The sequence below is a fragment of the Fluviispira multicolorata genome (assembly GCF_009208585.1).
GTDB classification, from domain to species: Bacteria; Bdellovibrionota_B; Oligoflexia; order Silvanigrellales; family Silvanigrellaceae; genus Silvanigrella; species Silvanigrella multicolorata.
This window is the reverse complement of record NZ_WFLN01000004.1, coordinates 68,545-92,418: the sequence shown is the minus strand read 5'-3', so window position 1 is coordinate 92,418 and position 23,874 is coordinate 68,545. Positions and strand designations below refer to the sequence as shown.

At 34.2% G+C, this 23,874-nt stretch carries 24 protein-coding genes; 8 read left to right on the top strand and 16 right to left on the bottom strand.

Annotated features, from left to right (window positions below; all coding sequences use genetic code 11):
- The 5 genes from GCL57_RS00480 to GCL57_RS00460 all read right to left on the bottom strand — a co-directional run bounded on the left by GCL57_RS00480 (position 1) and on the right by GCL57_RS00460 (position 7,494).
- Positions 1-981: an amidohydrolase family protein gene (locus tag GCL57_RS00480; RefSeq protein WP_152211294.1), complete on the bottom strand. Its 981-nt coding sequence runs from the start codon at positions 979-981 to the stop codon at positions 1-3.
- A 19-nt stretch (positions 982-1,000) separates the two neighbouring features.
- Positions 1,001-2,656, bottom strand: a complete 1,656-nt coding sequence (locus tag GCL57_RS00475) for an argininosuccinate synthase (protein WP_152211293.1) — start codon at positions 2,654-2,656, stop codon at positions 1,001-1,003.
- Positions 2,657-2,927: 271 nt separating this feature from the next.
- Positions 2,928-5,126 carry a glutamine synthetase III family protein gene (locus GCL57_RS00470; protein ID WP_152211292.1) on the bottom strand — a complete coding sequence of 733 codons (2,199 nt, stop codon included), beginning with the start codon at positions 5,124-5,126 and terminating at the stop codon, positions 2,928-2,930.
- A gap of 173 nt (positions 5,127-5,299) precedes the next feature.
- Entirely contained in the window at positions 5,300-6,073 is a 774-nt protein-coding gene (locus GCL57_RS00465; RefSeq protein WP_152211291.1) for an RDD family protein, read from the bottom strand.
- A complete protein-coding gene (locus tag GCL57_RS00460; protein ID WP_152211290.1) occupies positions 6,070-7,494 on the bottom strand; it encodes a DHH family phosphoesterase in 1,425 nt (474 codons plus the stop codon). The genes GCL57_RS00465 and GCL57_RS00460 overlap by 4 nt, the downstream gene beginning before the upstream one ends.
- 205 nt (positions 7,495-7,699) lie before the next feature.
- Between GCL57_RS00460 and GCL57_RS00455 the strand changes: the two genes are divergently transcribed.
- The 3 genes from GCL57_RS00455 (at position 7,700) to GCL57_RS00445 (ending at position 10,399) form a co-directional block, all read left to right on the top strand.
- A complete protein-coding gene (locus GCL57_RS00455) occupies positions 7,700-8,503 on the top strand; it encodes an S-adenosylmethionine decarboxylase (RefSeq protein ID WP_152211289.1) in 804 nt (267 codons plus the stop codon).
- Positions 8,504-8,659: 156 nt separating this feature from the next.
- Positions 8,660-9,961, top strand: a complete 1,302-nt coding sequence (locus GCL57_RS00450; protein ID WP_152211288.1) for an ABC1 kinase family protein — start codon at positions 8,660-8,662, stop codon at positions 9,959-9,961.
- A 12-nt stretch (positions 9,962-9,973) separates the two neighbouring features.
- The gene (locus GCL57_RS00445; protein ID WP_152211287.1) at positions 9,974-10,399 is read left to right on the top strand and encodes a 6-pyruvoyl trahydropterin synthase family protein; all 426 of its coding nucleotides are present in this window, start codon (positions 9,974-9,976) and stop codon (positions 10,397-10,399) included.
- Positions 10,400-10,412: 13 nt separating this feature from the next.
- On the opposite strand, the gene GCL57_RS00440 is transcribed toward GCL57_RS00445, so the two are convergent.
- Positions 10,413-11,060, bottom strand: coding sequence for a DedA family protein (locus GCL57_RS00440; RefSeq protein ID WP_152211286.1), 648 nt, complete (start codon positions 11,058-11,060; stop codon positions 10,413-10,415).
- Between the two features lie 78 nt (positions 11,061-11,138).
- A complete protein-coding gene (locus GCL57_RS00435) occupies positions 11,139-12,995 on the bottom strand; it encodes a hypothetical protein (RefSeq protein ID WP_152211285.1) in 1,857 nt (618 codons plus the stop codon).
- Positions 12,996-13,137: 142 nt separating this feature from the next.
- Between GCL57_RS00435 and GCL57_RS00430 the strand changes: the two genes are divergently transcribed.
- Positions 13,138-13,776 carry a SanA/YdcF family protein gene (locus GCL57_RS00430; protein ID WP_161597517.1) on the top strand — a complete coding sequence of 213 codons (639 nt, stop codon included), beginning with the start codon at positions 13,138-13,140 and terminating at the stop codon, positions 13,774-13,776.
- Between the two features lie 31 nt (positions 13,777-13,807).
- On the opposite strand, the gene GCL57_RS00425 is transcribed toward GCL57_RS00430, so the two are convergent.
- A complete protein-coding gene (locus GCL57_RS00425; protein ID WP_152211283.1) occupies positions 13,808-14,416 on the bottom strand; it encodes a tetratricopeptide repeat protein in 609 nt (202 codons plus the stop codon).
- Positions 14,417-14,575: 159 nt separating this feature from the next.
- Here GCL57_RS00425 and GCL57_RS00420 point away from each other — a divergent pair, with 159 nt between their 5' ends.
- A complete protein-coding gene (locus tag GCL57_RS00420) occupies positions 14,576-15,835 on the top strand; it encodes an adenylosuccinate synthase (RefSeq protein ID WP_161597516.1) in 1,260 nt (419 codons plus the stop codon).
- Between the two features lie 128 nt (positions 15,836-15,963).
- Positions 15,964-17,232, top strand: a complete 1,269-nt coding sequence (locus tag GCL57_RS00415) for a diphosphate--fructose-6-phosphate 1-phosphotransferase (RefSeq protein ID WP_161597515.1) — start codon at positions 15,964-15,966, stop codon at positions 17,230-17,232.
- A 37-nt stretch (positions 17,233-17,269) separates the two neighbouring features.
- On the opposite strand, the gene GCL57_RS00410 is transcribed toward GCL57_RS00415, so the two are convergent.
- Positions 17,270-17,719 carry a hypothetical protein gene (locus GCL57_RS00410; protein WP_152211280.1) on the bottom strand — a complete coding sequence of 150 codons (450 nt, stop codon included), beginning with the start codon at positions 17,717-17,719 and terminating at the stop codon, positions 17,270-17,272.
- A gap of 339 nt (positions 17,720-18,058) precedes the next feature.
- Here GCL57_RS00410 and GCL57_RS00405 point away from each other — a divergent pair, with 339 nt between their 5' ends.
- On the top strand, positions 18,059-18,529 hold the full coding sequence (locus GCL57_RS00405) for a Dps family protein (protein WP_152211279.1): 471 nt from the start codon (positions 18,059-18,061) through the stop codon (positions 18,527-18,529).
- A gap of 7 nt (positions 18,530-18,536) precedes the next feature.
- Here the strand turns inward: GCL57_RS00405 and GCL57_RS00400 are convergent, their stop codons facing one another.
- The 7 genes from GCL57_RS00400 to GCL57_RS00370 form a co-directional block, all read right to left on the bottom strand.
- Positions 18,537-19,283, bottom strand: a complete 747-nt coding sequence (locus GCL57_RS00400) for a tetratricopeptide repeat protein (RefSeq protein WP_152211278.1) — start codon at positions 19,281-19,283, stop codon at positions 18,537-18,539.
- A complete protein-coding gene (locus GCL57_RS00395; RefSeq protein ID WP_152211277.1) occupies positions 19,280-20,131 on the bottom strand; it encodes a hypothetical protein in 852 nt (283 codons plus the stop codon). Before GCL57_RS00395 ends, GCL57_RS00400 begins: the two co-directional genes overlap by 4 nt.
- Positions 20,113-20,967, bottom strand: a complete 855-nt coding sequence (locus tag GCL57_RS00390; protein ID WP_161597514.1) for an MbnB/TglH/ChrH family RiPP precursor modification enzyme — start codon at positions 20,965-20,967, stop codon at positions 20,113-20,115. The genes GCL57_RS00395 and GCL57_RS00390 overlap by 19 nt, the downstream gene beginning before the upstream one ends.
- Before the next feature lie 4 nt (positions 20,968-20,971).
- Positions 20,972-21,337 (bottom strand): hypothetical protein, encoded by a 366-nt coding sequence (locus tag GCL57_RS00385; protein WP_152211275.1) that lies wholly within the window; start codon positions 21,335-21,337, stop codon positions 20,972-20,974.
- A 35-nt stretch (positions 21,338-21,372) separates the two neighbouring features.
- On the bottom strand, positions 21,373-21,729 hold the full coding sequence (locus GCL57_RS00380) for a hypothetical protein (protein ID WP_152211274.1): 357 nt from the start codon (positions 21,727-21,729) through the stop codon (positions 21,373-21,375).
- 50 nt (positions 21,730-21,779) lie between these two features.
- A complete protein-coding gene (locus tag GCL57_RS00375) occupies positions 21,780-22,421 on the bottom strand; it encodes a YceI family protein (protein WP_152211273.1) in 642 nt (213 codons plus the stop codon).
- 137 nt (positions 22,422-22,558) lie between these two features.
- On the bottom strand, positions 22,559-23,515 hold the full coding sequence (locus GCL57_RS00370) for a hypothetical protein (protein ID WP_152211272.1): 957 nt from the start codon (positions 23,513-23,515) through the stop codon (positions 22,559-22,561).
- 84 nt (positions 23,516-23,599) lie between these two features.
- Here GCL57_RS00370 and GCL57_RS00365 point away from each other — a divergent pair, with 84 nt between their 5' ends.
- Positions 23,600-23,860 (top strand): hypothetical protein, encoded by a 261-nt coding sequence (locus GCL57_RS00365; RefSeq protein ID WP_152211271.1) that lies wholly within the window; start codon positions 23,600-23,602, stop codon positions 23,858-23,860.
- Positions 23,861-23,874 lie beyond the last annotated feature (14 nt).

Below are 23,874 nucleotides of genomic sequence, written 5' to 3'. Positions count from 1 at the left end.
TCAATCCAATCCTAGCACTTTTAAACCATTTATTGTTGCTATACGTAGCAATTCATCCATTTCATAATAATGATTTGCTTCAAGTAGAAGTTTGAGTTCTGTCAACATATTTCCATCTGCAAATGGCTTATAAATATCACAGATATTATCTGAGCCAAGCGCAACTGTCAGACCAGCAGGGATCATTTCATCAATAGGCGTAACAGAATTGTGGGTAGGAGAAAGAACTTCAGTTCTTCGACTGTCTATCCAAGCAGTTGGACAAGCAACAAAACTCAATCCTGCATCATGACAAAGTTTATAAAGTTCTGTCCGATAAGATTTAGAGTGAGCTGCGATAGATATTCCATGCACAGCTGTTACTTTCCCTTCTAAGCCCCATTCTATTATAGTTCGGGCTAATAACTCAGTTTCTTTCTCTGCAGGACTGTTTAGTTGATCAACATGCACATGCACACGTTTTCCTGTTTCTTTAGCTGCTTTAAATAAAACATCAAGATGCTCTTTTTCTTTGCCAGCATCGACACCAGGAAGACCACCAATAACATCTACATGTTCAAGTGCTTTTTCAAACCAAAAACGTGCATTTTTATCTAAAACACCTTTTAAAGTTTGGCATGCAATTAAAAAATTCATTTTTAAGTTCTTAGCTGCATATTCTTTTGCTTTTATTGCAGCTTTTAGAGCTCGTTCTTCAGCAATTGGATCGCAATCGATAAATGATAGACAGTGCCGCACACCTTGATCATGCTGATTTATAAGTGCAGCTAATATATGTTGATAATAGTTTTCTTCGCTAGAACTTTGTTTAAATTTATCAACCAACTTCCATTTATCAAACAAATGGCTATTGATATTTCCATGCGCATTATTAAAATCAGCTAATGAGACAGAATATGCTCTATCAAAATGAGCATGTGCATTAACAAATCCTCCATGCCCTGCAATCGATTCGGATAATTTTGCAAATGGATTCCACATAATCAATTGCTCCTCTCTCTTAAAGTAAAGCTGGTTTTTTAGTCGATTCCTGATTTTTTGAGACGCCTGATTTCATAGATTTATTCATTCTTTCAACTGTTACCTTAAGAACTTCATAATCTGTAATAAGTTGAACTCCATTTTTCACACTCCAACTTCTAATTGATTTTCCATCAATTTCTTCACTAATTGTATTTGTTGGCGATGCAACATTCACCACAAGATCAAATCTATTTTGCTTCAGAAGATCAATTAAGTTCGGTTTGTGATTTTCTTGATTTGCTTTATGTACAAGCACACTTTTAACACCTAGTTTGTTTAAATAATTATGAGTTCCTTGAGTTGCAAACAAAACAAAACCTTGACTATAAAGTTCTGAAATAGCGGGTGCAAACTTTTCTTTATTTTGATCTCCACCTACAGAAACCAGTGCATAACGTTCTTTTTCTTGAGAAAGACGCATTTGCATTGTATAAATTTCAGTAAATCCAGCAGATGCATTCTGATTAAAAGCATTGCTCTTCATAAAGGTTGCTAATTTCTCGTCAAAAATACTATTTGGAGTTTCAACAGCAACAACATCAGCACGACCTTTAAATAATTTCACCGTAACAATGCCTGTTACTTTTTCATTTATTCTTTCAATAAATGCATTTAAATCATCCATAAGTGGTTCATGCCAAAGCGCGCCGTAGCAAAGGTAACCCCATTTTTGATCAACGATCATTTTAAATTCATTTTCGAGTCTTGTGCAGACAAATTTCTCAAGAGTTTCATGCGCTCGAATGATTGTGTGAGCTGCTGGCGATTCATACACTCCACGGACTTTTAAACCCACCACTCTGTCTTCAAGATGGTGAGTGACACCAACACCATGCAAAGCTCCCAATTTATTTAATTCAAAAATAATAGAAGGAAGATTCATATCTTCGCCATTAAGCTGCACAGGTATTCCTCTTAAGAAACCTATTTTAAGCAACTCTGGAGTGTGAGGTGTGTCTTCAACTATTTTACAAACTTGTAAAATAGCGGGAAGATTTGGAATGAGGGCTGGATTTTCAATTTCACCTCCTTCAGCAGAAACACCCCACATATTATCGTCATAGCTATAAGGAGAGTCTTTTGTTTGTTTTACTGGAATATTATGAAGACGCGCGTATTCGAGTTCTTCGTCTCTTCCCATTCCCCATTCTCTTACAGGAGCTATTATTTTCATTTCAGGTGCTAATGTTAAAACTGTGCCTTCAATACGCACTTGATCGTTCCCTTTTCCTGTACAACCATGTGCAATACAATCACAATTTTCTTCTCGAGCAATATCAACCGCAATTTTGGCGAGCAGCGGACGACCGAGCGGTGTGGCTAAGTGATAATCACCTTGATAACGCGCGTTCGCTTTGATGCCTTTTGCCAAATAGTGATAAGCAAATTCTTTTTTAGCGTCGATTACATAAGCTTTTTTTGCCCCTAAACGAAGCGCTTTATCTTTTATTTCTTCAAGATTATCAGCTTGTTGACCAATATCAATAGTCAAAGCAATCACTTCAGCATTGTATTGCTCTTGAATCCATTTCAACATGACTGACGTGTCCAACCCGCCAGAATACAAAAGAACAACTTTACGAATTTCACCTTTGCGGCCTTCATATGATGCAACTTTAACGTAATCTGTCATTGTAAGATCCTCTCTCTATTAACCCCAAAGAAATTTAAAACTGGGTGTAAAAAGTCAAAAAAAAAGGCTCCGCAAAAGCGGAGCCAAAAACTAAAAATCCATTAAATCGGAAACGAGTGACCTTGTTTCTATGGTGTATGAAAAAGCTGTGTGTTTTTGCACAAAAAGCATTACAAAATCCTAACAAAAAGATACTCGAAAAAAATTCGTCCGAAGGTAGTTATATGAGAATTAACTTTCAGTCAAGAAAAATTTAAAATCCATTTTTATTTTATTCAATGCCAAATAACATTTCAGAATACTTTGGATAGGGCCAAAGAGCACTGGGCACAAGACTCTCAAGTAAATCAACACTGTTACGTAATTCAACAAGTTTTGGAACTATATTTTGAGCAATAAATTCTGTTGTATTATTTAAATTATGATGTTCAAAAGATTCATCATTTGCTATTTTTTCATATTGTAACTTTAAAGAATTTAATTCTGAATAAAGATGACTGACTTCTTTACCAATCTCATTTGCAATTTTATTTGCGGGCGATGCTACACTTAATTCTTTAGCAAGTTTTACATTCTCCATAAGCTTTTCTAAATAATCTAAACAAACTGGCAATACCTGAGTTTGAGCCATTTCAATTGCACAATTTACTTCAATTAAACTTTGTTTAATATAGCGTTCTTGCTGAATTGCTAATCGACTTTCAATATCTTCTGCATTAAAAACGTCTGCATCGATTAAAAATTGTGTTTTATTTACATCTGAAAGAACTGCAAGAGAGTTTGGAGTCATCGATAAATTTGACAATCCACGTTGCTCAGCCTCGTCAAGCCAATCTTTGGAATAACCATTTCCTTCAAAACGAATCTTCTTTGTTTCTTTAATAACTTCTTTTAAAATTATGAGTAAATGATTATCTGACACAATTCCATTATGCGCTCGACTTTCTAATTTTGCATTAATTTTAGCAAGTCCATCTCTCACAGCAGAGTTTAATATTGTAGTCGGATAGCTTATTGAAGCACTTGACCCCACAGCTCTAAATTCAAATTTATTACCTGTAAAAGCAAAAGGAGATGTTCTATTTCTATCAGTATTGTCTTTAGAAACGCCTTGCAGATGTGATATCCCAAGATCGATCATAATTTTTTCGGCATTTACATGATCGCCAGAACCTGTTTCAAGTGCATTTAATATCTTATCAAGCGTATTACCTAAAAATGCTGAAATGATTGCAGGAGGCGCTTCGTTTGCTCCTAAGCGATGATCATTTCCCGCAGAAGCAATAGATGCTCTTAACACATCCGCATTGTCATGTATTCCCTGTAGAATAGCGCATAAGAAAGTTAAAAATACAAGATTTTCATGGGGTGTGGCACCAGGATCAAGGAGATTTCGCCCCGTAGAATCTGACATTGACCAATTCACATGTTTACCGCTGCCATTTACTCCTGCAAACGGTTTTTCATGCATAAGAGCAACAAAACCATGCTTTAAAGCAATGCTTTTAATACATTTCATTGCAAGTTGATTGTGATCGGCAGCAATATTGGAGGATTCAAAAATAGGTGCAATTTCAAATTGACCAGGAGCTACTTCATTGTGGCGAGTTTTTATGGGAACACCTAGTTTATAAAGTTCAACTTCAAGTTCATTGAAAAATGCCTGCACTCGACTTGGAATATGGGCAAAATAGTGATCTTCCAATTCCTGTCCCTTAGGTGGTTTACGGCCAAAAACAGTTCTACCAGAGAACTTTAGATCAATTCTTTTTAAAGCTAATTCTTTATCAATTATAAAAAATTCTTGTTCTGGCCCTACAGAAGTTGATACATAATGAACTTTTTTCTCTCCGAGTAAATGCAAGGTTTTTACAGCTTCGAGTGAAAGGGTTTTATTGGAACGCAATAATGGAGTTTTAAAATCGAGAGCATGTCCATGATAACTTATAAACACTGAAGGTATATAAAGGGTTTTTCCATTTTCAGTTTCCATAATAAACATAGGGCTTGAAGGATCCCAGCCTGTGTATCCACGTGCTTCGAATGTAGAACGAATTCCTCCTGAGGGAAAGCTTGAAGCATCGGGTTCACTTTGCAGAAGCTCAGGTCCAGTGAATCTTTCAATTGGATTACCTTGCTTGTCAAACCAAAGGAAAGCGTCATGTTTTTCAGCTGTTGCACCAGTTTGGGGTTGAAACCAATGACAGTAATGAGTTGCCCCCTTTTCCATTGCCCACTCACGGGCCGCAGCTGCAATACGTTCTGCAAGTTGTGCATCTATTTTTCCGCCAAACTTCATTACTTTCGCCATAGTTTCAAGATCTTGTGATGATAATCTTTTCACCATAGCTCTCAAATCAAATACATTTGAGGCAAAATAGTCTGCAATGCGAGATTGTTTTCCATCCGCATTCTGAGGTCTCTGAATTTTACGAATATTAACAGCAGAATTAGAAAAAGAATCTTTCATGGCTAAACTCCATTTTGCTTAAAATCACGAGTCGCATAATATACAATATTTTGTATATTATATTTATAATTATCCTCTATATATTTAGACTCTTCATTTATTAAAAAGCAAAAAACATGTTATCAAAAGTCGTCATACGCTCGTAGCACAAATTATAAAAAGTCAAAAGTGATTTAAAGATTTTTTGATGAATAACGCATCCAAAAGAAGATTGGCACACGGGATGGTAAGAGAATAATAAATAGAAATGAAAGAATACTTCCTAGCAACATGGCTTCGGATAGGGCTGCACAAAATTTAGTTCTTTCAGCAACTTTACCATTTTTATCTCGATTATTTTGAATTGAGATTCCGAAGAGCCACCTTCCTAAGGTAGCACCTTCAAAACCTAAAATGGAGTATTGAAATAAGAAAACAAGAATAGCCATAAAAAACCAAACTTGCAAAGAGAATAAAAATGTATAAAGAACACCTAAATCTCCGGTGGCTATTGAAAAATATTTCACTAAAGAAGAAGTAACATCAAAAAACCCCTTAGGAATAAATACTGTGTTGACACATAAAGATATGACGAGAAAACAAAAACCAACGAGAGCATCCACAGTCCAAGCTAAAAATGCAAAAAAAGGATGAACAAAATAATTTGAATCAACTGCTGTGGATCTTTGATCACTTTTAAAAACTTCACTTCGTCTGTCTCTTTTTATAGATTCATCCGTTTTTGATAAAGGAGTAGAATTTTCTATTATTTGAGTAGATATACTATTATCTAAAATTACATTATTTAATTCAAATTCGTCATTTGAATTCATCAAATATTCGTCAGATAACTCTATTTTTTTATTAGGTGAATTATGACTTTTATCTATTATAGTTTCCGCAAAAAAACCAAAACCTGTATGGAGAGGACGTATTTTCTCTTTTTGAGCTTCATCGGATAAACTCATAAAGCTTCCTTAATAAATAAATTCAGTACTGTTGCCTTGACAGCATCAGCATTTAAACTTCCAAAGCGCTCCTTCCAACCTTCTATGGGAAATATTGCTTTCGCCATAGTTCGATGACCTCCTCCACTTGCCCATCCATTTATGATTCTCTTAACCACATCTCCAGCATTTTTAACATACCCGACGTTGCGGATGCTCATGACTAAATTATTTTCATAAATTCCAACACAGATAGCCCATTCCGAACCCTCAAATTGCAACATAAAGTCAGCCACTTGAGGAATAAGATCTTCTCTTTCAACTTCACCAATGAAACTCACTAAGATAGATTCTTTAACAGACATACTTATAAGTGCATTTGCTAAGATAGGCGCAAAACGCATTGGCAGTTCTGGCTTTTCCATTCGTCTTAACAAATTATAATTTATGTCTGGATAGAGTGATATAAATGCATATAAATCAGCATCTATAACTTCTCTATTCAAATGAAGAGTATCTGCTTTTATTCCATAAAGTAACGCCGTAGCTAATCTTTGCCCAATATTAACTGCCGCCGCCCTCAAATATTCTGTCAATATTGTCGAAGTTGCACCATATTTTGAACGAATATCACAGTATGGAATGTCTGAGTAGTTTCCAGTCATTGGATGATGGTCAATAATTGCATCAACCTTTGGTAAGGCAACAGTAAAGTGAGTCGGTTGTGTGTCGAGCAATGCTACTTTATCAAAATTTTTCAAATCATCTGGTTTAATCGTAAGAACTTCTAGATCTAAAAGACGTAGCATTGCCAAATTTTCTGGGCGAGTGACCTTGCCAAAAGTAACAATAGGGGTGGAAACTTTATTTCGACCTAATAAGACTCTCAGTGCTAAGGCTGAAGCAAGACCATCAGGGTCTGGATCGGGCTGAAGTAAAAGTGCTATTTTATCACCACTATCAAGAATATCTCTGATTTCTTTGACTCTGTGACTGCTTTCAATATGTCTTAACTCTGCACTGATAGGGCGATTTAACAACTCAGTCCATGAAAGAACCAGTTCTCTATCATTGTCTAGCAATTTACGAGGAACTTCTTCAGGATGACCAATTTGCAGAGAAAGAATACGAGCTTCAGGTAATTCTGTTAAAATAAGTTCTCTAATATTCGAATATTTTTCGATATCTTTTAAAGACAGGACAACACAAATGGGATTGTAATTTTTCCACTGCGAAAAAAAAGAGACTTTAGTGACATCACCTTTGACAAGTGCTTCTTTATGAATAGAGTTTTCACAAGCGTCTATTAAAGAAGTCTGTAGTTGTCCACATTTACTTGGAATCCAAACCTTTATATCCATATTTTTTTGAATGTGCACTAACGTTGATGCAAGTTCAGGATCATCACATATCACAAGAAAAAGACCGCGTTTGGAATCCATCTAATACACCTTACTATTTGAAATTAATCAGATTAATAGTTACTGATAATTGTTCTTGCAAGTTGGTCTATGCTACAATATTTTACCCCCCTGTTTGGGATGGCAATTCTGCCTCGCAATTTTCATAATATACTATATTGCGTAACCTGTTGAATAAGATAACCTATTAGGTTATCATCGATTCAGGGCTCTATGAGGACATAAGATGACAGAAATACTTGGTTTTAACAACCTAACGAAAGCTTTAAGCTTCAATCTTTATGACTTTGCTGTTGCATTGAATGATGAAGAAAGAGCTTCGTATATCAGGTATATTGACGAACGATACTCCGCTCGCCAAATTGAATCTCAACTCATACGAATTGCCGAAATTATTGATGCAGAAGTGTTAAACGTCAGCTCTAAAGATTTCGATCCATATGGTGCAAGCGTAATTTTACTTATGAGTGATTTAAAGGGAGATCAAGCAACTCAACAAGCGAATATGATTTCTCAATCTACTTATAATATTATAGACAAACAAGCGAACCTCATGGCTCAATCGACTGTCTCAATTCACCTAGATAAAAGTCATATTTGTGCACACACATATCCTGACAGTCTCGACCCATCTGGAATTTGTAGTTTCAGAGTGGATATCGATATTGCGACTTGTGGAAGCATTTCACCTCTTTATGCACTCGATTTTATGTTTAAAGCATTTGAAACAGATGTTGTTTGCGTTGATTACGTCGTGCGTGGTTTTGCCAGAAATAAACGTAACGAAAAAATATACATGGATCATGAAATAAATAGTGTGACTCAATTTGTGTCACCATTTATATTAAGAGAATATGATACAATTGATAAAAACTCACCTGAGCATCATACATTCCAAACAATGTTTTGTAGAAAAGAGTTGGATGAAAGTTCATACTTTAGAAACCCAAGAACCGTACCTCCAAAGCTTGCAGCAGAAAAAATGGCTCTCATTCGTAAAGAAATTGACTCCGTTGCACGTTTAAAATAAAATTATATTTAAAAAACCAAAAAGAACAAAAATCTCTTTATTAAGTCCATTAATAGAGAGATTCTTTTTATAAATAAATATTAAATGAGCGATTCGTTACATAAATGATATTTTAATGCTATATTGTTGACTTAACAGTAGAGAAGGAGCTTCGCTGTGAATGAAAAAAACAGTTCAAAATCTAGAGCTTTATCTCTCATCCGCACCATAGGGAGCACTGCTCTTAAAGCAGGAAACGAAGCCCTCCAAAAAAAATTAAGCAAGCTGAGTGAGGGGGAGTCTCCAATCAGTGATGCTGCATTGAGACTCGTTAAAGGTCTTGATGAACTTAAAGGTGCTGCCATGAAGGTAGGTCAAATTTTAAGCATGGTTGATGAAAAAATGCTCCCACCTGGCTGGAAAGAAGCTCTCAGTAAACTTCAAGCCAACGCAACCGCTAAAAATTGGAGTTTTATAGAACCCATTCTTTTAAAAGAATTCGGCACATTAGATGACTTTGCCTATATTGAAAAAGAAGCTGTGCATGCAGCAAGCATAGGTCAAGTTCATAAAGCCTGTTTAAAAGATGGATCATTTATTGCTTTAAAAGTGCAATATCCTAATCTAGAAAAAAGTGTAAAATCTGATTTACAAAATATGAAACGGCTCATTAGCTTAGCAAATATAATGCCAAATATGGCAAATTATGACCATACTTTTGAAGCTGTAGAAAAGCTTTTTATTGAAGAGTTAGACTTCATTAGAGAAAAAAATTTCTATGAATTTTATCGAGAAAATTTTAAAGACAACCCTCATATAATCGTTCCTAAAACTGTTCCCCAATTTTGCAGAAAAAATATTTTAGCTACCGATTGGATAAATGGTGAAAGCCTGCAGCAATGGATGACTCACCATGAAAATACCTTACATACCGATCCCGAACTCATACAAAAACGTAATAAAATAGGATACCTTCTTTTAGAACTTGTTTTTTCTGAAATTATTATTTTTAAACACATTCAAACCGATCCAAATCCAGGTAATTTTTTAATTACAAATGATTGTAAACTTGTTCTTCTTGATTTTGGTGCAACCCAAAAATTAAGTTCCGAAATTATTAAAAATTACGCTGATCTATGCCGTTACAGTTTAAATGAAGATCAAGAAATGATTATTGAAGTTGCAATAAAAATGGGTTTTCTTTATTCAGATGATGGAGCAGATATAAAAGAAAGTTTTTTAAAAATAATGAAACTAGCTATGGAACCTTTTATTTCAGAGAGTTATACATGGAAAAACTGTGATATGTTAAAAAGGATCCATTCAGAATCATTTCGTTTAATGAAGTTGACAAAATTCAGAGCACCTGCTTCAGAAATCATTTTTATGAATAGAAGACTCGGTGGAAATTTAATAATGATGGAAAAATTGGGTGCTACTATTTTTGCAAGAGAACTATTTAAAAGAATTTTACTATAAAGAGGTTTTTTAATGCTTATTTTAAAACATAATTTTACATTTTGTGCGAGCCATAGGCTTTTCAATCCAACGTTTAGTGAAGATAAAAATCTTGCAATATATGGAAAATGTGCAGGAAAGAATGGGCATGGTCACAATTATAAATTAGAGATAGGTATTACAGGAGAAGTTGATCCTGAAACGGGTATGCTTTTTAATCTACAAGATTTAGCAACAATCGTGCATGAAAATATTATAAATGATGTAGACCATAAACATTTGAATTTTGATGTGAGATGGCTTGAAGGGAAAATACCAACTATTGAAATTTTTATTGAAGAAATCTGGAAAAAACTTGATAAAAGTATTAAAAATAAACAGAAAAATAATATCGAACTTTATTCAGTAACTTTATGGGAAACCGAAACAAACTTTGCAACACGCATTAGAAATCTTTAATTAAAAATAAATTTCAAACGTGATTTTTTTCTATACTTTTTGATTTTACCCATTTTATAAGGATAGGAAGGAATGAAATAAAAATAATTCCAATAATTAAAAAGTGAATATATTCATTAATTTTATCACCAAAAATACGTCCCAAATAAAATCCTCCCAAAATCATACTCCAAACCCATAAAAATCCTCCAACAATATTAAAAGTAACAAATCTTGTATAGCTCATAGATGCAGCACCAGCTACAGTCGGTGCAAATGTCCTTATAATTGGAATAAAACGAGCAATTATAATGGTTTTTCCACCATGTTTTTCATAAAACTCATGCGCATACATGATATGTTTTTTACGAAAGAAAAAAGAATCTTCTTTATTATAAAGCATAACTCCAAGCTTTTTTCCTATATAAAAACCGACAGCATCACCCACAATGGCCGCTACAGTGAGAGTCGATAATAATATTGAAATTTCCATATCGCCCTTAGCAGCAAATAATCCCGCAGCAATGAGCAATGAATCTCCAGGTAGAAAAAAACCTACAAGCAATCCAGTTTCAGCAAATACAATAATTATAAGACCGATATATCCAACTGTTTGAATAAGATAGATAGGATTATTTAACACAGAGAGAATAAATTGAAAAATTGTCTGAATAAAATCCATAAAAGAACAAACCTCCAAGGCATATAAGAAAAGGTCGCTTTGGAAGTGTATACTCTAAATCATTTCGATGTACAGGATCTAGAAATAGTCTCTTTTAGAGCTTTTACCTAACGTTACACTTGACTCTGAAGGAAGAAAATCCCATGAAACTCCAACAGTAAGTTCAAACCAACCATCAACAAAGCGCTTAGCCGACGCTCTAATAACAAGTTCTTTGGTAAGTTGTTTATAAGGACGTAAATTTGCTTCTAAAACCCACAACGATTTTCCTTGCACAAAATCAATGAAAGAAAAACCGCCCATGAACTCATAATCACCAACAGATTCAATCTTATCGTTCCATCTTCCATTCGCAAAGAGCGCAATTTTTGAACCACTTGGTAAAACACTTCCAGTCATATATTCTACAGAGCCCCCTAAATGGAATGAAGCCCATTTTACAGGATCTCGCCAAAGAGCCTTATATCCGCTAATGCCTAAGTAATAGCTTGAACCTTGAATATTTGACCCGTTAAAAAATGAAAATTGGCCATAAGGATTTATAGATAAATCTAAATTTGAATCAATATCTATTTTTGCAGATCCATTGAATGTGTTAATAATCGTTGGAGGAATTCCTGCTGTTTGGCCAAAACTGGATCCATTCGTCATACCTACACCAATTTTTAAACTCGTTGGATCCCACGTATTTGGATCTTCTATTAAAACCTTTTTCTTCACAACCTTTATTTCAGTGGGAACATCCTCACTTGGAGGGAGGTTTGGTTTTATAAGTCCCTGTTCTTCTATCTGCATTTTAGTTTCATCTTGTGCCACAGTCATTTCACTTTTTTTATCAAGTTTTTCTGTTTTAACTTTTTCTGTTGTTTCTTTAGTGAAGGCAATTGGCGGAAGCATCGTTTTCATTTTTTCTTTATTTTCATATTTTCCAGATGAAATAAAACCTTCTTCAGCTGCACCTATAATTGGTGCCGTGTCTGGATTATATGGCTCTCTCCATCCGCTGTTAACTGATTTAGGATCTTTTCTCCATGCAAGCATTTGAACATCTTGCTTATCAAGAATTTTTAATGCTTGCTCATAAGAAACTCGATCAGACGTAATAATTTGACAGAGGGAGCTTCCTTCACGTGCTTCTAAAACTTTCAACACATGAATAGGAATGCGATTGGCTCTTAAAAACTCTCCTGTTTGAGGATGAAAACTCGATAGTACGACATACCCTGCGTAGAGAGTTTCACCTCTAAAAAGTCCTCTCTCTTTTCCAAAATCAACAGTTAATAAGTTTTCACGTTGATAGGTCACTCTGCCATCATGTCCCATGGTAGAAATTAAACGAGCTAATGCTTGAGAAAAAGCTTCTTTAATTTTTGTTCGATTTGCTTGCGGAGCTATCATAATATCTTCACGAGCCCAAATTGCTCCCTGTAATCCCGATCCCTTTAATGTAACACGCACAAGTGTTTGATCGGGCGCAAAATATATAGATGGTCTCACCCAAGCATCAATATTATAGTCAAGCTCGAGCCTATGTATTAAGTTTTCAGCATTTATATTTTCAGGAGCGTTCTTAGCAGAGCCGCTTAATGGAAGTAATTTTATAAAATCCGTTAAAGAAAGACTCCAAAAGCGTCCCGTATTTTGAATTTCTTCATCAACATCTGTAACAAGATCTTTGCGCAACTCATTTTCACTAAAGGGTAAAGCTGGGACGCCATATAAAACTCTATCTTGCTTACGCATGAATACTCTAAATTTATCGATGTTCGTTTCTAACACTTCGATTCCAACACGCCGCACAGGTGGTAATAAAAATGAATCACCTTGAGTACTTGGAGAACGAGCCGTGGGATTTTCCAATGAAAATAAACTTTCAATATAAAATAAAAGCAAAAATGCTAAAATAATATTTTTGACAATTTTTGTCTTTTTCACTCAGAGACTCCCTCGTTCTAACAATTGTATGTTAATTTCAAAGAGATTTAGAAGTTTCGATAATTTGACACTAGGCTGCAAATTTTAGACAAACTCTGATTAGGTGATTTGAAGCACACTTGATTAACTGATTGGAGAAAATTTGATTATAAAATCATTACAAATTGCTTTAAAAATATTCAGCATTTTAGTTACTTTTTTAATAGCTATTTCTTTTATAATATTCGCTATTTTTACTATAACAAATTTAATTGTTTACCTTAATTCTAAAAACTCTCCGCTTCCTTTAACTCCCAAAGATTATGCAATTGTACTTGGTGCAAGTGTGCATGGTGATTCATTATCTGGCGTTTTACGAGCAAGAATGGAAACTGCAATTGATCTTTATAATAAAAAGCTAGTAAAAAATATTTTAATGAGTGGTGACGGAACAGATTCGAATTATAGCGAAACCACAGCAATGAAAAAATTCGCCTTAAAAAATAAAATCCCCGAAGAAATTCTTATCACTGACGAAAAAGGTTACAATACCTATGCAACTATTCTAAGGGCTAAAGAAATTTATAATATAAACAGCGCCTATATTATTTCGCAAAACTTTCATTTAACACGAGCTGTTTGGATTGCACGAGAAATTGGCATAGATGCTGATGGAGTTGGGGCTGGTGAAGTCAAAGAAAAGTGGTATTACTCTTCACGAGAATTCTTTGCCAGAACAAAAGATTATTTCCAAATTATTTTTAAAGTAACACCCTATGACGAAAAGAATTTTAACCTTTAAATTTTTATTATCTAATAATATTATTAATACTTCAGAATGGAGGCGTGTTTAGTTCTGACACAGTTTTATTTAATGAGAGAAAATTATCTTTTGCTTGCAAACACTGCGAACGTAAATTTTCAGCAACTGAGTTGTTTAAATTAAGTGATAAAGCTGTATCAATTTCAACAATTGCTTCATCGAATTTTTTTTGTTCAATATATATTCTTGTCAGTTCAACATAAAAATCACTTGAGTTGTATAATGCGATCGCTTTACGAAGCTCATCTTCCGCAAGGTCTAATTTTCGCATTGATAAATAAAATTGAGCCATATCATAATGCTTTTGCGCAAGTAAAACCCCTTCATGCTTACATGCTTCCGCAAATCTTTGAGAAGCTTCTTCATAAAACCCTAAATCGCTCAAAATAATTGCGGCATTGAATTGAGCTTCAATATAAAAATTATCCGCTGCAATAGCTCTGTCAAAAAGACGCAAAGCTTCGGTGAGATCTCCTTTCATTAAATAAAGCAACCCCATTTCATTTAACCAATCTGCCTTTTCACCGTTTTGCTGAATTTGAACAAGTCCAATATTTTCAGCAAGATTAAAATCACCCGCAAACAAAGCCGACTTAAAATCATTCAAAGAGTTTTGCACTAAAAGCTCTCCTTTCAAAATATACGCAAATCATACCAAGAAATGTTGAAGAATGAAAATGAATGTGTGAGAGTGGCTCGAACAGAAGTCTGTTCCTATTTCATCAATAGAAATACCCACAAAAGTATGTGGAAGTATAATATTTACTCGGGAGAAGAAATGAAACTGCAACATGGAGCAGCGACACTGGTTCTTGGCGTTCAATATGGTGATGAAGGTAAAGGTAAGCTTGTAGATGTGCTTGCCGAACAAGCCGATTTGGTTTGTCGAGTGCAAGGAGGTAACAATGCTGGCCATACAATTTGGGTGAACGGTGAGAAAATAGTCACTCAACTTCTTCCCTCTGGAATTCTAAGGGACAATTGTGAAATAGGGATCGGCGCAGGTGTAGTTGTCGATCCCTTTGTTTTGCGTGATGAACTCAAAAAAGTGAAGTCCCAAGGCTATGATATCACTCCCGAGCGATTGCATGTTGACTATAGAGCAAGCGTTATTCTCCCCTATCATAAAAATCTTGATCTCAAGCGCGAGCTTGAACGTTCTAAAAGCACTTCAAAAATTGGCACAACGGGGCGCGGGATTGGTCCAACCTATGCAAGCCGTGCTTATAGAGAAGGCCCTCGTATTGCAGAAATTTCAAGTCCAGAAAACTTTCAAGCATGGCTCAATGCACATCCCCATTTAAAGGAAGGTCTTGAAGATAAAGTTCTCGACGAATTTCTAGAAACGGCTGAAGCTTTGCGTCCTTATATGAAGGACTTAGCTATGATTGCCAACAATCGCTTAGCGCAAGGGGCACGCGTTTTATTAGAGGGAGCGCAAGGAGCCATGCTTGACGTGAGTTTTGGAACTTATCCTTATGTAACTTCAAGTAACTTAGTAGCTGGATCTTGTGCGGGTGGATTGGGCATTCCTCCATGGAAAATCACAAACATTCTAGGGGTTATCAAAGCTTATTCCACTCGTGTGGGCAATGGTCCTTATCCTGCTGAACTATTTGGAGACTTTGCTGATGAATTGCGTAAAAGAGGCAATGAATTCGGTACAAATACAGGTAGACCTCGCTCAGTTGGATGGCTTGACTTAGTTGCTCTTCGATATCTTTCTCGCATAAACGGCTTAACTGGCCTTGCTATTATGAAAGCAGATGTTCTTGCAGGCATTGAGCATATTGGTATAATTACCGCTTATAGAGACAAACGCACACAAAAAGAAATGATCGGATATCCGATGACACAATCAGCATGGGAAAATGTTGAGCCTGTGGTAGAATATGTAGAAGGTTGGGAAAGCGTCGCACAAGGCCCTCAACTCAATAAGCAATATCAAAACTTCATTAAAAAAATAGAAAAATTCATTGATGTTCCAAGTATTTACATTTCTACAGGTGCAGAACGAAGCGAAGGTCTTTGGGTGTGAAACAAAACACCCAAAATGTGGTATTGCTTTTTCAATACGATCAAGTACATTATAAATGTATAAATAACAATTATAGCAAAACACCTCTTCTGCTATAATTTTTTTTCATTTTGCGGAGAATGAACTCAATGACGCTTAAAGGCAATGCACTCATTATTCAATCTGGCGGTCCTACGGCAGTTATCAACCAATCACTGACAGGGATTATGACTGCAAGTCGTGATTATCCTGATGAAATTCATAAAGTTTATGGAGCTTACCATGGACTGCATGGTGTCCTTTATGAAAATTTTCTTGATCTTTCTGCTGAAGAAAATCGTATCTGGCAAAACATAGCAGTTTCACCAGGAGCTGCATTAGGTTCAGCCCGCATAAAACCAAGACACAGCGATCTCGATCGTATTTTTGAAGTTTTTTCTGCCCATGATATCAAATTTGTTTTTTACAATGGTGGAAATGATTCTGCAGAAGCAGCTCAACTTATTCGTGAAGAAGCAAATAAAAGAAATTATGCTGTACGCATTTTACACGTACCAAAAACAATTGACAATGATCTTATGGTCACAGACCACTGTCCTGGATATGGAAGTGTAGCAAAAGTTGTTTCTCATATTATTGCAGGAGATGACCTAGATAATCGCAGTTTTTTTAACAGTGTCAAAATAAATGTTGTTATGGGAAGACATGCTGGCTGGATAGCAGCTGCCACTGCAATTGCTAAAAAAGGTCATATTGACATTGAAGATGATGATGAAGTGGGACCGCATCTCATTTATTTGCCTGAAGTTGAATTCAATGAAAAGAAATTCTTATCAGATGTACAAAAAACCTATAATAGAATTGGACGAGCAACGATTGTTGTCGCCGAAGGAATTGCCGATCAATTGGGAGAAGAGCGCTTTGCCGGTGAAGTTGATGAATTTGGCAATGCACTGCTTTCAAGCTCCGGAAAACTCGGGGACTATTTAAGCAATCTCATAAAAAAGAATTTAGTTTATAACACTGCATTTGGAAAACTACGTTGCCGCGCAGACACGTTAGGGTATCTGCAACGCTCTCTTGCGGGAATGGCTTCTCAGACAGATCAAGTAGATGCATTTTTAGTTGGTTCAATGGCTGTTCATTATATGATGAAGGGTGAATCTGACAAAATGGTAACGCTTGTTCGTGTCCCTGGAGAAAATTATAAATGTGAAACTTCACTTTGTGATCTTAAACTTGTTTCCCAAAAAACTAAACTTATGCCAAAAAGTATGATTAATAAAGATGAAAATGGTGTGACTGAGGAATTTTTTCAATATGTTTTACCACTTGCCGGCAGCGTCCCCGAATTGAAAGCCTTAAAAGCTCCTCATATTAAGAAAAAATTATTTGATTATGTTCGCCCTGAAAATTAAAATGTGTCCTTAATTTATGAAGCTTCAAAATACACATCTATTTGCACGTCTGCCCTGGACCTGCGGGCATATTACATCTTGAACAGCAATTTAAGCCTCCAGGAGGTTGCGTTTCGCAAGTTGAGCAATATCCAAAAACCCATCCTGCAATACACCAACCTGTACAATTGCAACAAACGGGCAATTCTCCGGGCCCTGGAACTCCTAGCTTTGTCGACGATTTAACATTATAATCAAAGAGAATGTAACATGCATCTAATTTCAAAGGAATACTTACCACTGCAGATTTATTATTTGCGGCTAAAGAATTTTTAAACTCTTCGACTAATCGTTTTTTCTCATCAATAGATTTTGCATTATTTATCTGATTGTATTTTTCTTTTGATATAACAGATTGAACGCATTCTTGTATATTTTTAAAAGCATACCCTGATTTAGAAAAATTCACAAAAAAAATCATAACAAAAAGATAAATTATTTTTTTCACAAATATCCCCAAATAAAATTAAGATTAAAAAATGAAATTATCTCATTATAATAGTTTAATTTTTAAATAAGAACAGAGTCAAAAACTTAACATATAATATTCAAATTAATTTTATGTTTTTGCTTTAAATATTAATAATAAATATTAATTCACAAACAAAAATTAAATAAATATTTATAAATTGATTTCAAAAAAATCTATCTAAGGAAAATAATAATTTAAAAATTATAGAAACAAAGAAAATAATAATAAATATATTAAATCTCTATTACAATTTTGCTAAAAATAGTTTAATATAAAACTTGTAAGTGGATTCAAGTTATTACTCTGGGAGTGCATATGAAAACAAATATAGGAATATCAAAAGCCGACACAACAAAAGTCATTACAATACTTTCTCACTATCTATCCGATTCCTATTATCTTTATTTAAAGACTCACAATTTTCATTGGAATGTGACAGGAATGCATTTTCAAAATCTGCATAAACTCTTTGACGATCAGTATAATGCTTTATTTTCCAGCCTCGACGAAATTGCTGAGCGTATTCGTTCCCTAGGAGAATTCGTCCCAGGAAGCTATATGCAAATGAAAGAACTTACCTGTATAAAAGAATCCAAAGAAATCCCTAATGATCGAGAAATGCTTAAAATTCTACTCGATGACCATGAAACTATCGTGCGAAATCTACGCAACTGGATTGAAGAAGCAAACCAAGCAAGCGATGTAGGTACAGGAGATTTCCTCACTGCGCGCATTGAAGAGCATGAAAAAACAGCATGGATGCTCAGAAGCCACTTAGAGTCTTAATAAAACATTAAGAAGATGATTCTTTTTCATCATATTCTCTTAAATGATTGAGATTCGTGCACGCTTGAGAATAACCTGTTTTACATGCTTTATTAAAAATATCGCGTGCGAGAGCATGCTTTCCTTCGCGACTGTGCAATACACCTAAGTTTGTGCAACCTAACATATTTCCTTTGTCACAAGCCTTCTTAAAAGCTGAAATAGCTCCCATATTGTCTCCATTGTTTAACTCTATTTTTGCTAAATAAAGACAACCAATAGGATCTCCATTTAAACATCCTTTACTATAAAATTTATATGCTTCTTTTATATTCCCATTTCTTTCTTTGATCGAAGCAAAATTAGTACAGGCAAATGAATTGCTATTTAAACATGCAAATCTAAAATAATACTCTGCTTGAGTTATATTTTTTTGATTAAAAAACAAATTACCTAAATAAAGACAACCTTGACTGTCTCCGTCCTTACAACCTTTTAAATAAAAATCCTTTGCTTTAGGTATATTTGTCGATTTTTCATGCAATACACCTAAATTTGTACAACCTACTGGATCTAAATATTTACAGCTTTCACTAAAAAAGTGAAAAGCCTTTTGAAAATTACCTTTTTCAAAAAATGAAATTCCAGATTTTGTACAACTATTTGCCTTATTCTTACAATCTATAAATAGCTCATGCTCCTTTTTTTCTTGAGCAAAAGCGACCGCTGGAAAAAATAAAAAAATAAGAAAAAATAGAATACAATCTCTTTTCATATTCCCTTTACCAATGCTTTATGTTGAGTTAGCAAAGCAATCCAAGAAGAAAATTTTTGTGAATCAAAAGTATCATTAACATCAAAATTTTCAATAGACATCTCTAAACTTTTACCTTCACTCATATTTTCTATGAACGGAATATACTCTTTAGGAATAAAAATAACTTCAAGAATACATTGGGCACTTTTAAATAACAATAAACTTTCTGGTTGATTTTCAATTTCTGAAAATTTTTTTATACGGATCTCCTCAATTTCTTTTGCTTTTTCAGAACATGTATTCTTTAATTCATCATCTTTTAACTCTTCGATAGCGCGCGCAACATTATACATTTGATACAGTGGCCAAGTTGAAGTTATGACTTTATGATTTCTTTGCAAAAAAATTTCATTTGCTTTTGGTATATCAACTCCACCAACTAAAAATAAATCTTCTAAAGGGTTTTCAGCAGCAAGTACATCTTCTCTCATTAAACAAAGTTTCATAAAATCAGGAACAAACGGGCATTCTCCGATATGTTCATAATTTTCAAGAAAATCAGGAAAACCTAATAATGATTTATACATATCAAGAGGAGAAGGGTTTGCTAAAAAATATTCAACAACGAAATTTGCCACAAAACTTTTTTCAAACAAACAACTTGCTAAATTAAACGTGGTTTCCGGAAAAACATTGGAAATTCTTGCGAAATAGCAGGTCCGATAAGCATCCATGCGATGAGATGTTCGAGCTATTAAGGCCTTCCCAATTTCACTGCATAAATAAGCAGAAATATCCTCAGCAGGATTTTTCTGGGTGGTTTCTAAAAAAAAATCTTGAATTTCTTTCAATTTTTCAAGTTGCATAATTGATTATTTCCAAAATTAATTTCATAAATAAGTTCATCAAATGGAGCCAGATCATCATCTCGTTCAATTATTGCTGTCCTAAGTCCTATATTTTTTAAAGCCCAGTTCATAATTTGCCAAACTTCTTCACAAGCAAGTTTATCATGTGTGTCAAATAAAAAATCATCCATAATAGAATGGCCTGCAATGTGATATTGATTAACATATTCAGGTTTTACTTTTGCAATCTCTATATATGGATCAAAGCTATGATTAAACCCTGAAACATAAATATTATTTACGTCTAAAAGAATACCAGCTCCCGTCCTTTTACAGACTTCATTTAAAAATTCAATTTCAGTGTATTCATTTTCTTTAAATGACACATATGATGAAATATTTTCTAGACTATACTGTCTACCTAAAATATCTTGAATTAAATTAGTTTTGTCGCACACTAAATTTAAAGTAACAGAATTAAAAGGAATTGGTAACAGATCAAAACTATTGTGTGTGCTTGAAGCCGAAAAGCATAAATGATCCGAAACGACTTCAGGATTAATTTTATTTAAAAAATCTTTTAAAATATTACAATATTCTTTATTTAATGGATTGGCTGAGGCAATATTCATACCAACCCCATGCACAACAACTTTGGTTCGTTCAACAATTTTATGTAAGTGATATAAACCAGGTCCACCTTTAAGATACATAAAATTGTCTGCCATAATTTCGAGAGGTGGTAACTGAGGAATTTCATGCCAAAAAGAATAATGAGCAGCTCTTAAACCTGCTCCAAAAATTCCTGATGGAAAAGTTAAAACTCCTCTTTCAATCTTATGAGATGAAATCACATCTTTAACCTTTATCTACAATTTTTTTTCCTGAGTTGTCTTTGTCAATTAAAAATCCGCTATCAATTTTATGGCAAGATCCTCTTGCAACATAAACCCAACCAAGAAATCCTTTTTTAGCAGGGCCCCCTACGTTTCCTGCGCACTCATAAACATGACTCTTTGCATATTTTTTACCAAAGCTCTTTTTTACTGCATCGATATCATCTTTTTCAACTGCACAAGAAGTGAGCCCCTTGCATTTATTTATTCCATAACATTTTTCAACTTCTTGAGTTACGGGAGCATGATTTCCGTTAGAACCTTCTGCAAAACAAGATAAAGCTATTCCGTTTAATGCTGCCATCAAAATGATTTCATTTTTCTTCATTTTGTAACCTTAAAAAAATAATTTTGAGAAGTTGATTAAAGTTTTTTAACTTTTCCACCTTCAATTAAAAAACCCCCAAGTTCTGAGCATTTGTCTCTAGTTGTTTTGAACCAATTGAGGTTTTTTTCTTCTGCACCACAACTAGCATGTGAGCCGCATTCATGCACACTTGCTTTACTATATTTATCACCCATTTTTTCTTTTTTAACCGCCTCGATATCTTCTTTTTTTACAGAACACGCTGCCTTATTTTTACCAGAAGAACCAGCTTTGCAAGAATTTACTCCCCAACATTTTACATCTGCAGCATTTGCAGAAGCTGCTACACTCATTGCACCAACAGCCAAGCCAGTTAAAGCAGCATTAACTAAAATACTTTTCTTATTTGACATAAAAATCTCCTAAAAATTGATGAAAGTTAAAAGCTAAACAAAAATTCATTTTAGATTTTTTTGACTCCTTCACAAATAATATTAATTGTTACGACATCCCCAACCACAGGTCCTGCCTCAACTATATTTTGAAAGCTCACTCCAAAGTCTTTTCTATTTAATTCAGCTGTTGCTTTAAATGCTTGAGTTATTTTACCTTTTGTTTTTACTTGCCCCTTATACGTTACTTTAAAAGTAATGAGCTTTGTCACTCCACGAATTGTAATATTTCCTATTAAATCAAATTTATTATCATCCGTTTTTTTTGCAGTGATCGATTTAAAAATCATATTGGGATGTTTTTTAGCATCAAAAAAATCGGCGCTCTTTAAATGATCATCTCTCTTTTTAACTCCTGAATCAACTGATATGCTTGATGCACTTGCTTCCAGTTGTGTTTTTGAGAAATCATCTGGATTAAATTTAAAATTTCCTTTGAATTTTTTAAATTCACCTGTCACAGAGCTCACAACTAAATGCGCTACTTCAAATGAAACTTTAGAGTGTTCTTCATCAATTACGTAACTTTGAACATTGTCCTTTTCAACCACTTTAGATTCTGCAACTATTTTAGTATTTGCTTCTTCTGAAAAAGCTGATAATGTAACAAAAAATGAAGCTAAGCACAATGCTGCAATCTTCTTTGAAAGCATCTAAAGCTCCTATAATTAAAAAGTAATATTCGTGCGATACAGATTATAATACTAGGAGACGCAGAAAAGGAATGTCAAACGTCAAAAAACATACACTTTTTCATTTATAAAAAAATGCAATTCATTTTTTTAATTTTTTAATTTAATTCAACTGAGGCTTTTGCTTGATCTAGAAATCCAATTAAACTAGGATATTTATCCTTTGCTTTTAAAGCCCAATAAAGCTGCTTTCGTGGTTGTTCATGTCTCATTAAGATATGGAGCAGAAGTTCTTCATCGGCCGTAATTGCTTTTCTCTCTCTTTGTATTCTTTTTAATTCAAATGATGCCAAAGTTCGAATTTTTTCATCAAAACCTTCATGCTTTTTACGAAATGCATTGAGATCATCAACTTCAGCCATTTCTTCTCTATATTTATTTAAATAATGAAACCAAGCACCAGCTAACATTGACAAAGATGGTATTTCCTTAGAAAAGAATTGAATTAATGAAATTATTTGATCTACAGAATGATTTTCTAAAAGGAGAGCTGCAAAGTTCTCTTCTTTTTTTATATCAATTTCATTTTTTTGAAAATTACTAAAAATAGAAATAATTTTATCGATAGACTCCTTATTTCTTAAGTTCTCTTTGTTGCTCTTATAGTTTTTAGTTTCATTTTTTTTAGGAAAGACAAGAGCATCTTCACCTGATAAAGAAACTTTTCTAGGTTTTGACTTTCTCTTAATTTCCTTTTGAGGAATTAAGGAATGTAAATTCTTAGCATCCCCAAGCATTCGTTTATTTCTTTCAGGAGTGCTCCGTAAATTTTTCCATTTCTCAGGATCGAGAAGCATTCTTATAACTAATGTTTTTTCATGCTTTTTTGTAATACTTAAGATATTGCTTTCAGATAGTTCTTCTATAGCCAATTTTACATGTCGCTCAGGAACTCCAAGTAGTATAGAAAGTTCACCTGTACTTGAAACAATTTCCTCAATCCCTGCAACAAAACAATTCAAAACATAAAGAACCATTGAATAACTGCACGAACTTAAGCGAGCTACTGCCAGTACTTTAAAACCTCCACGTTCCCAAAAACTACGTAAATTCACATTTGCCCTCCAAAACTGTTGATTAAAATATAACTCATTTATACCGATAGATCTTAGAGAAACTCAAAGAATAAGGAGAAAGCCATGTTGCAAAGATTTCTGACAATAGCTGAACTCCCTGAACTTCGTCCTGATCCTATCCAAACTGATAAAAGTATACCAGAACTTGAAGTCATTATTCCCATCGAAGTCTACTGGCAAATTCAAGATATTATTAAAAATATGAGATTTGCGCGCGTTTCTGATTTTTCAATTGACAGATACTGGCGAGATTTTATCCGAATTATTTATCCATATATTCTATTAGAAAAAGATAGATTATGGTTCAGACGAAATGTCGGATAAATCAAAAAATAAAT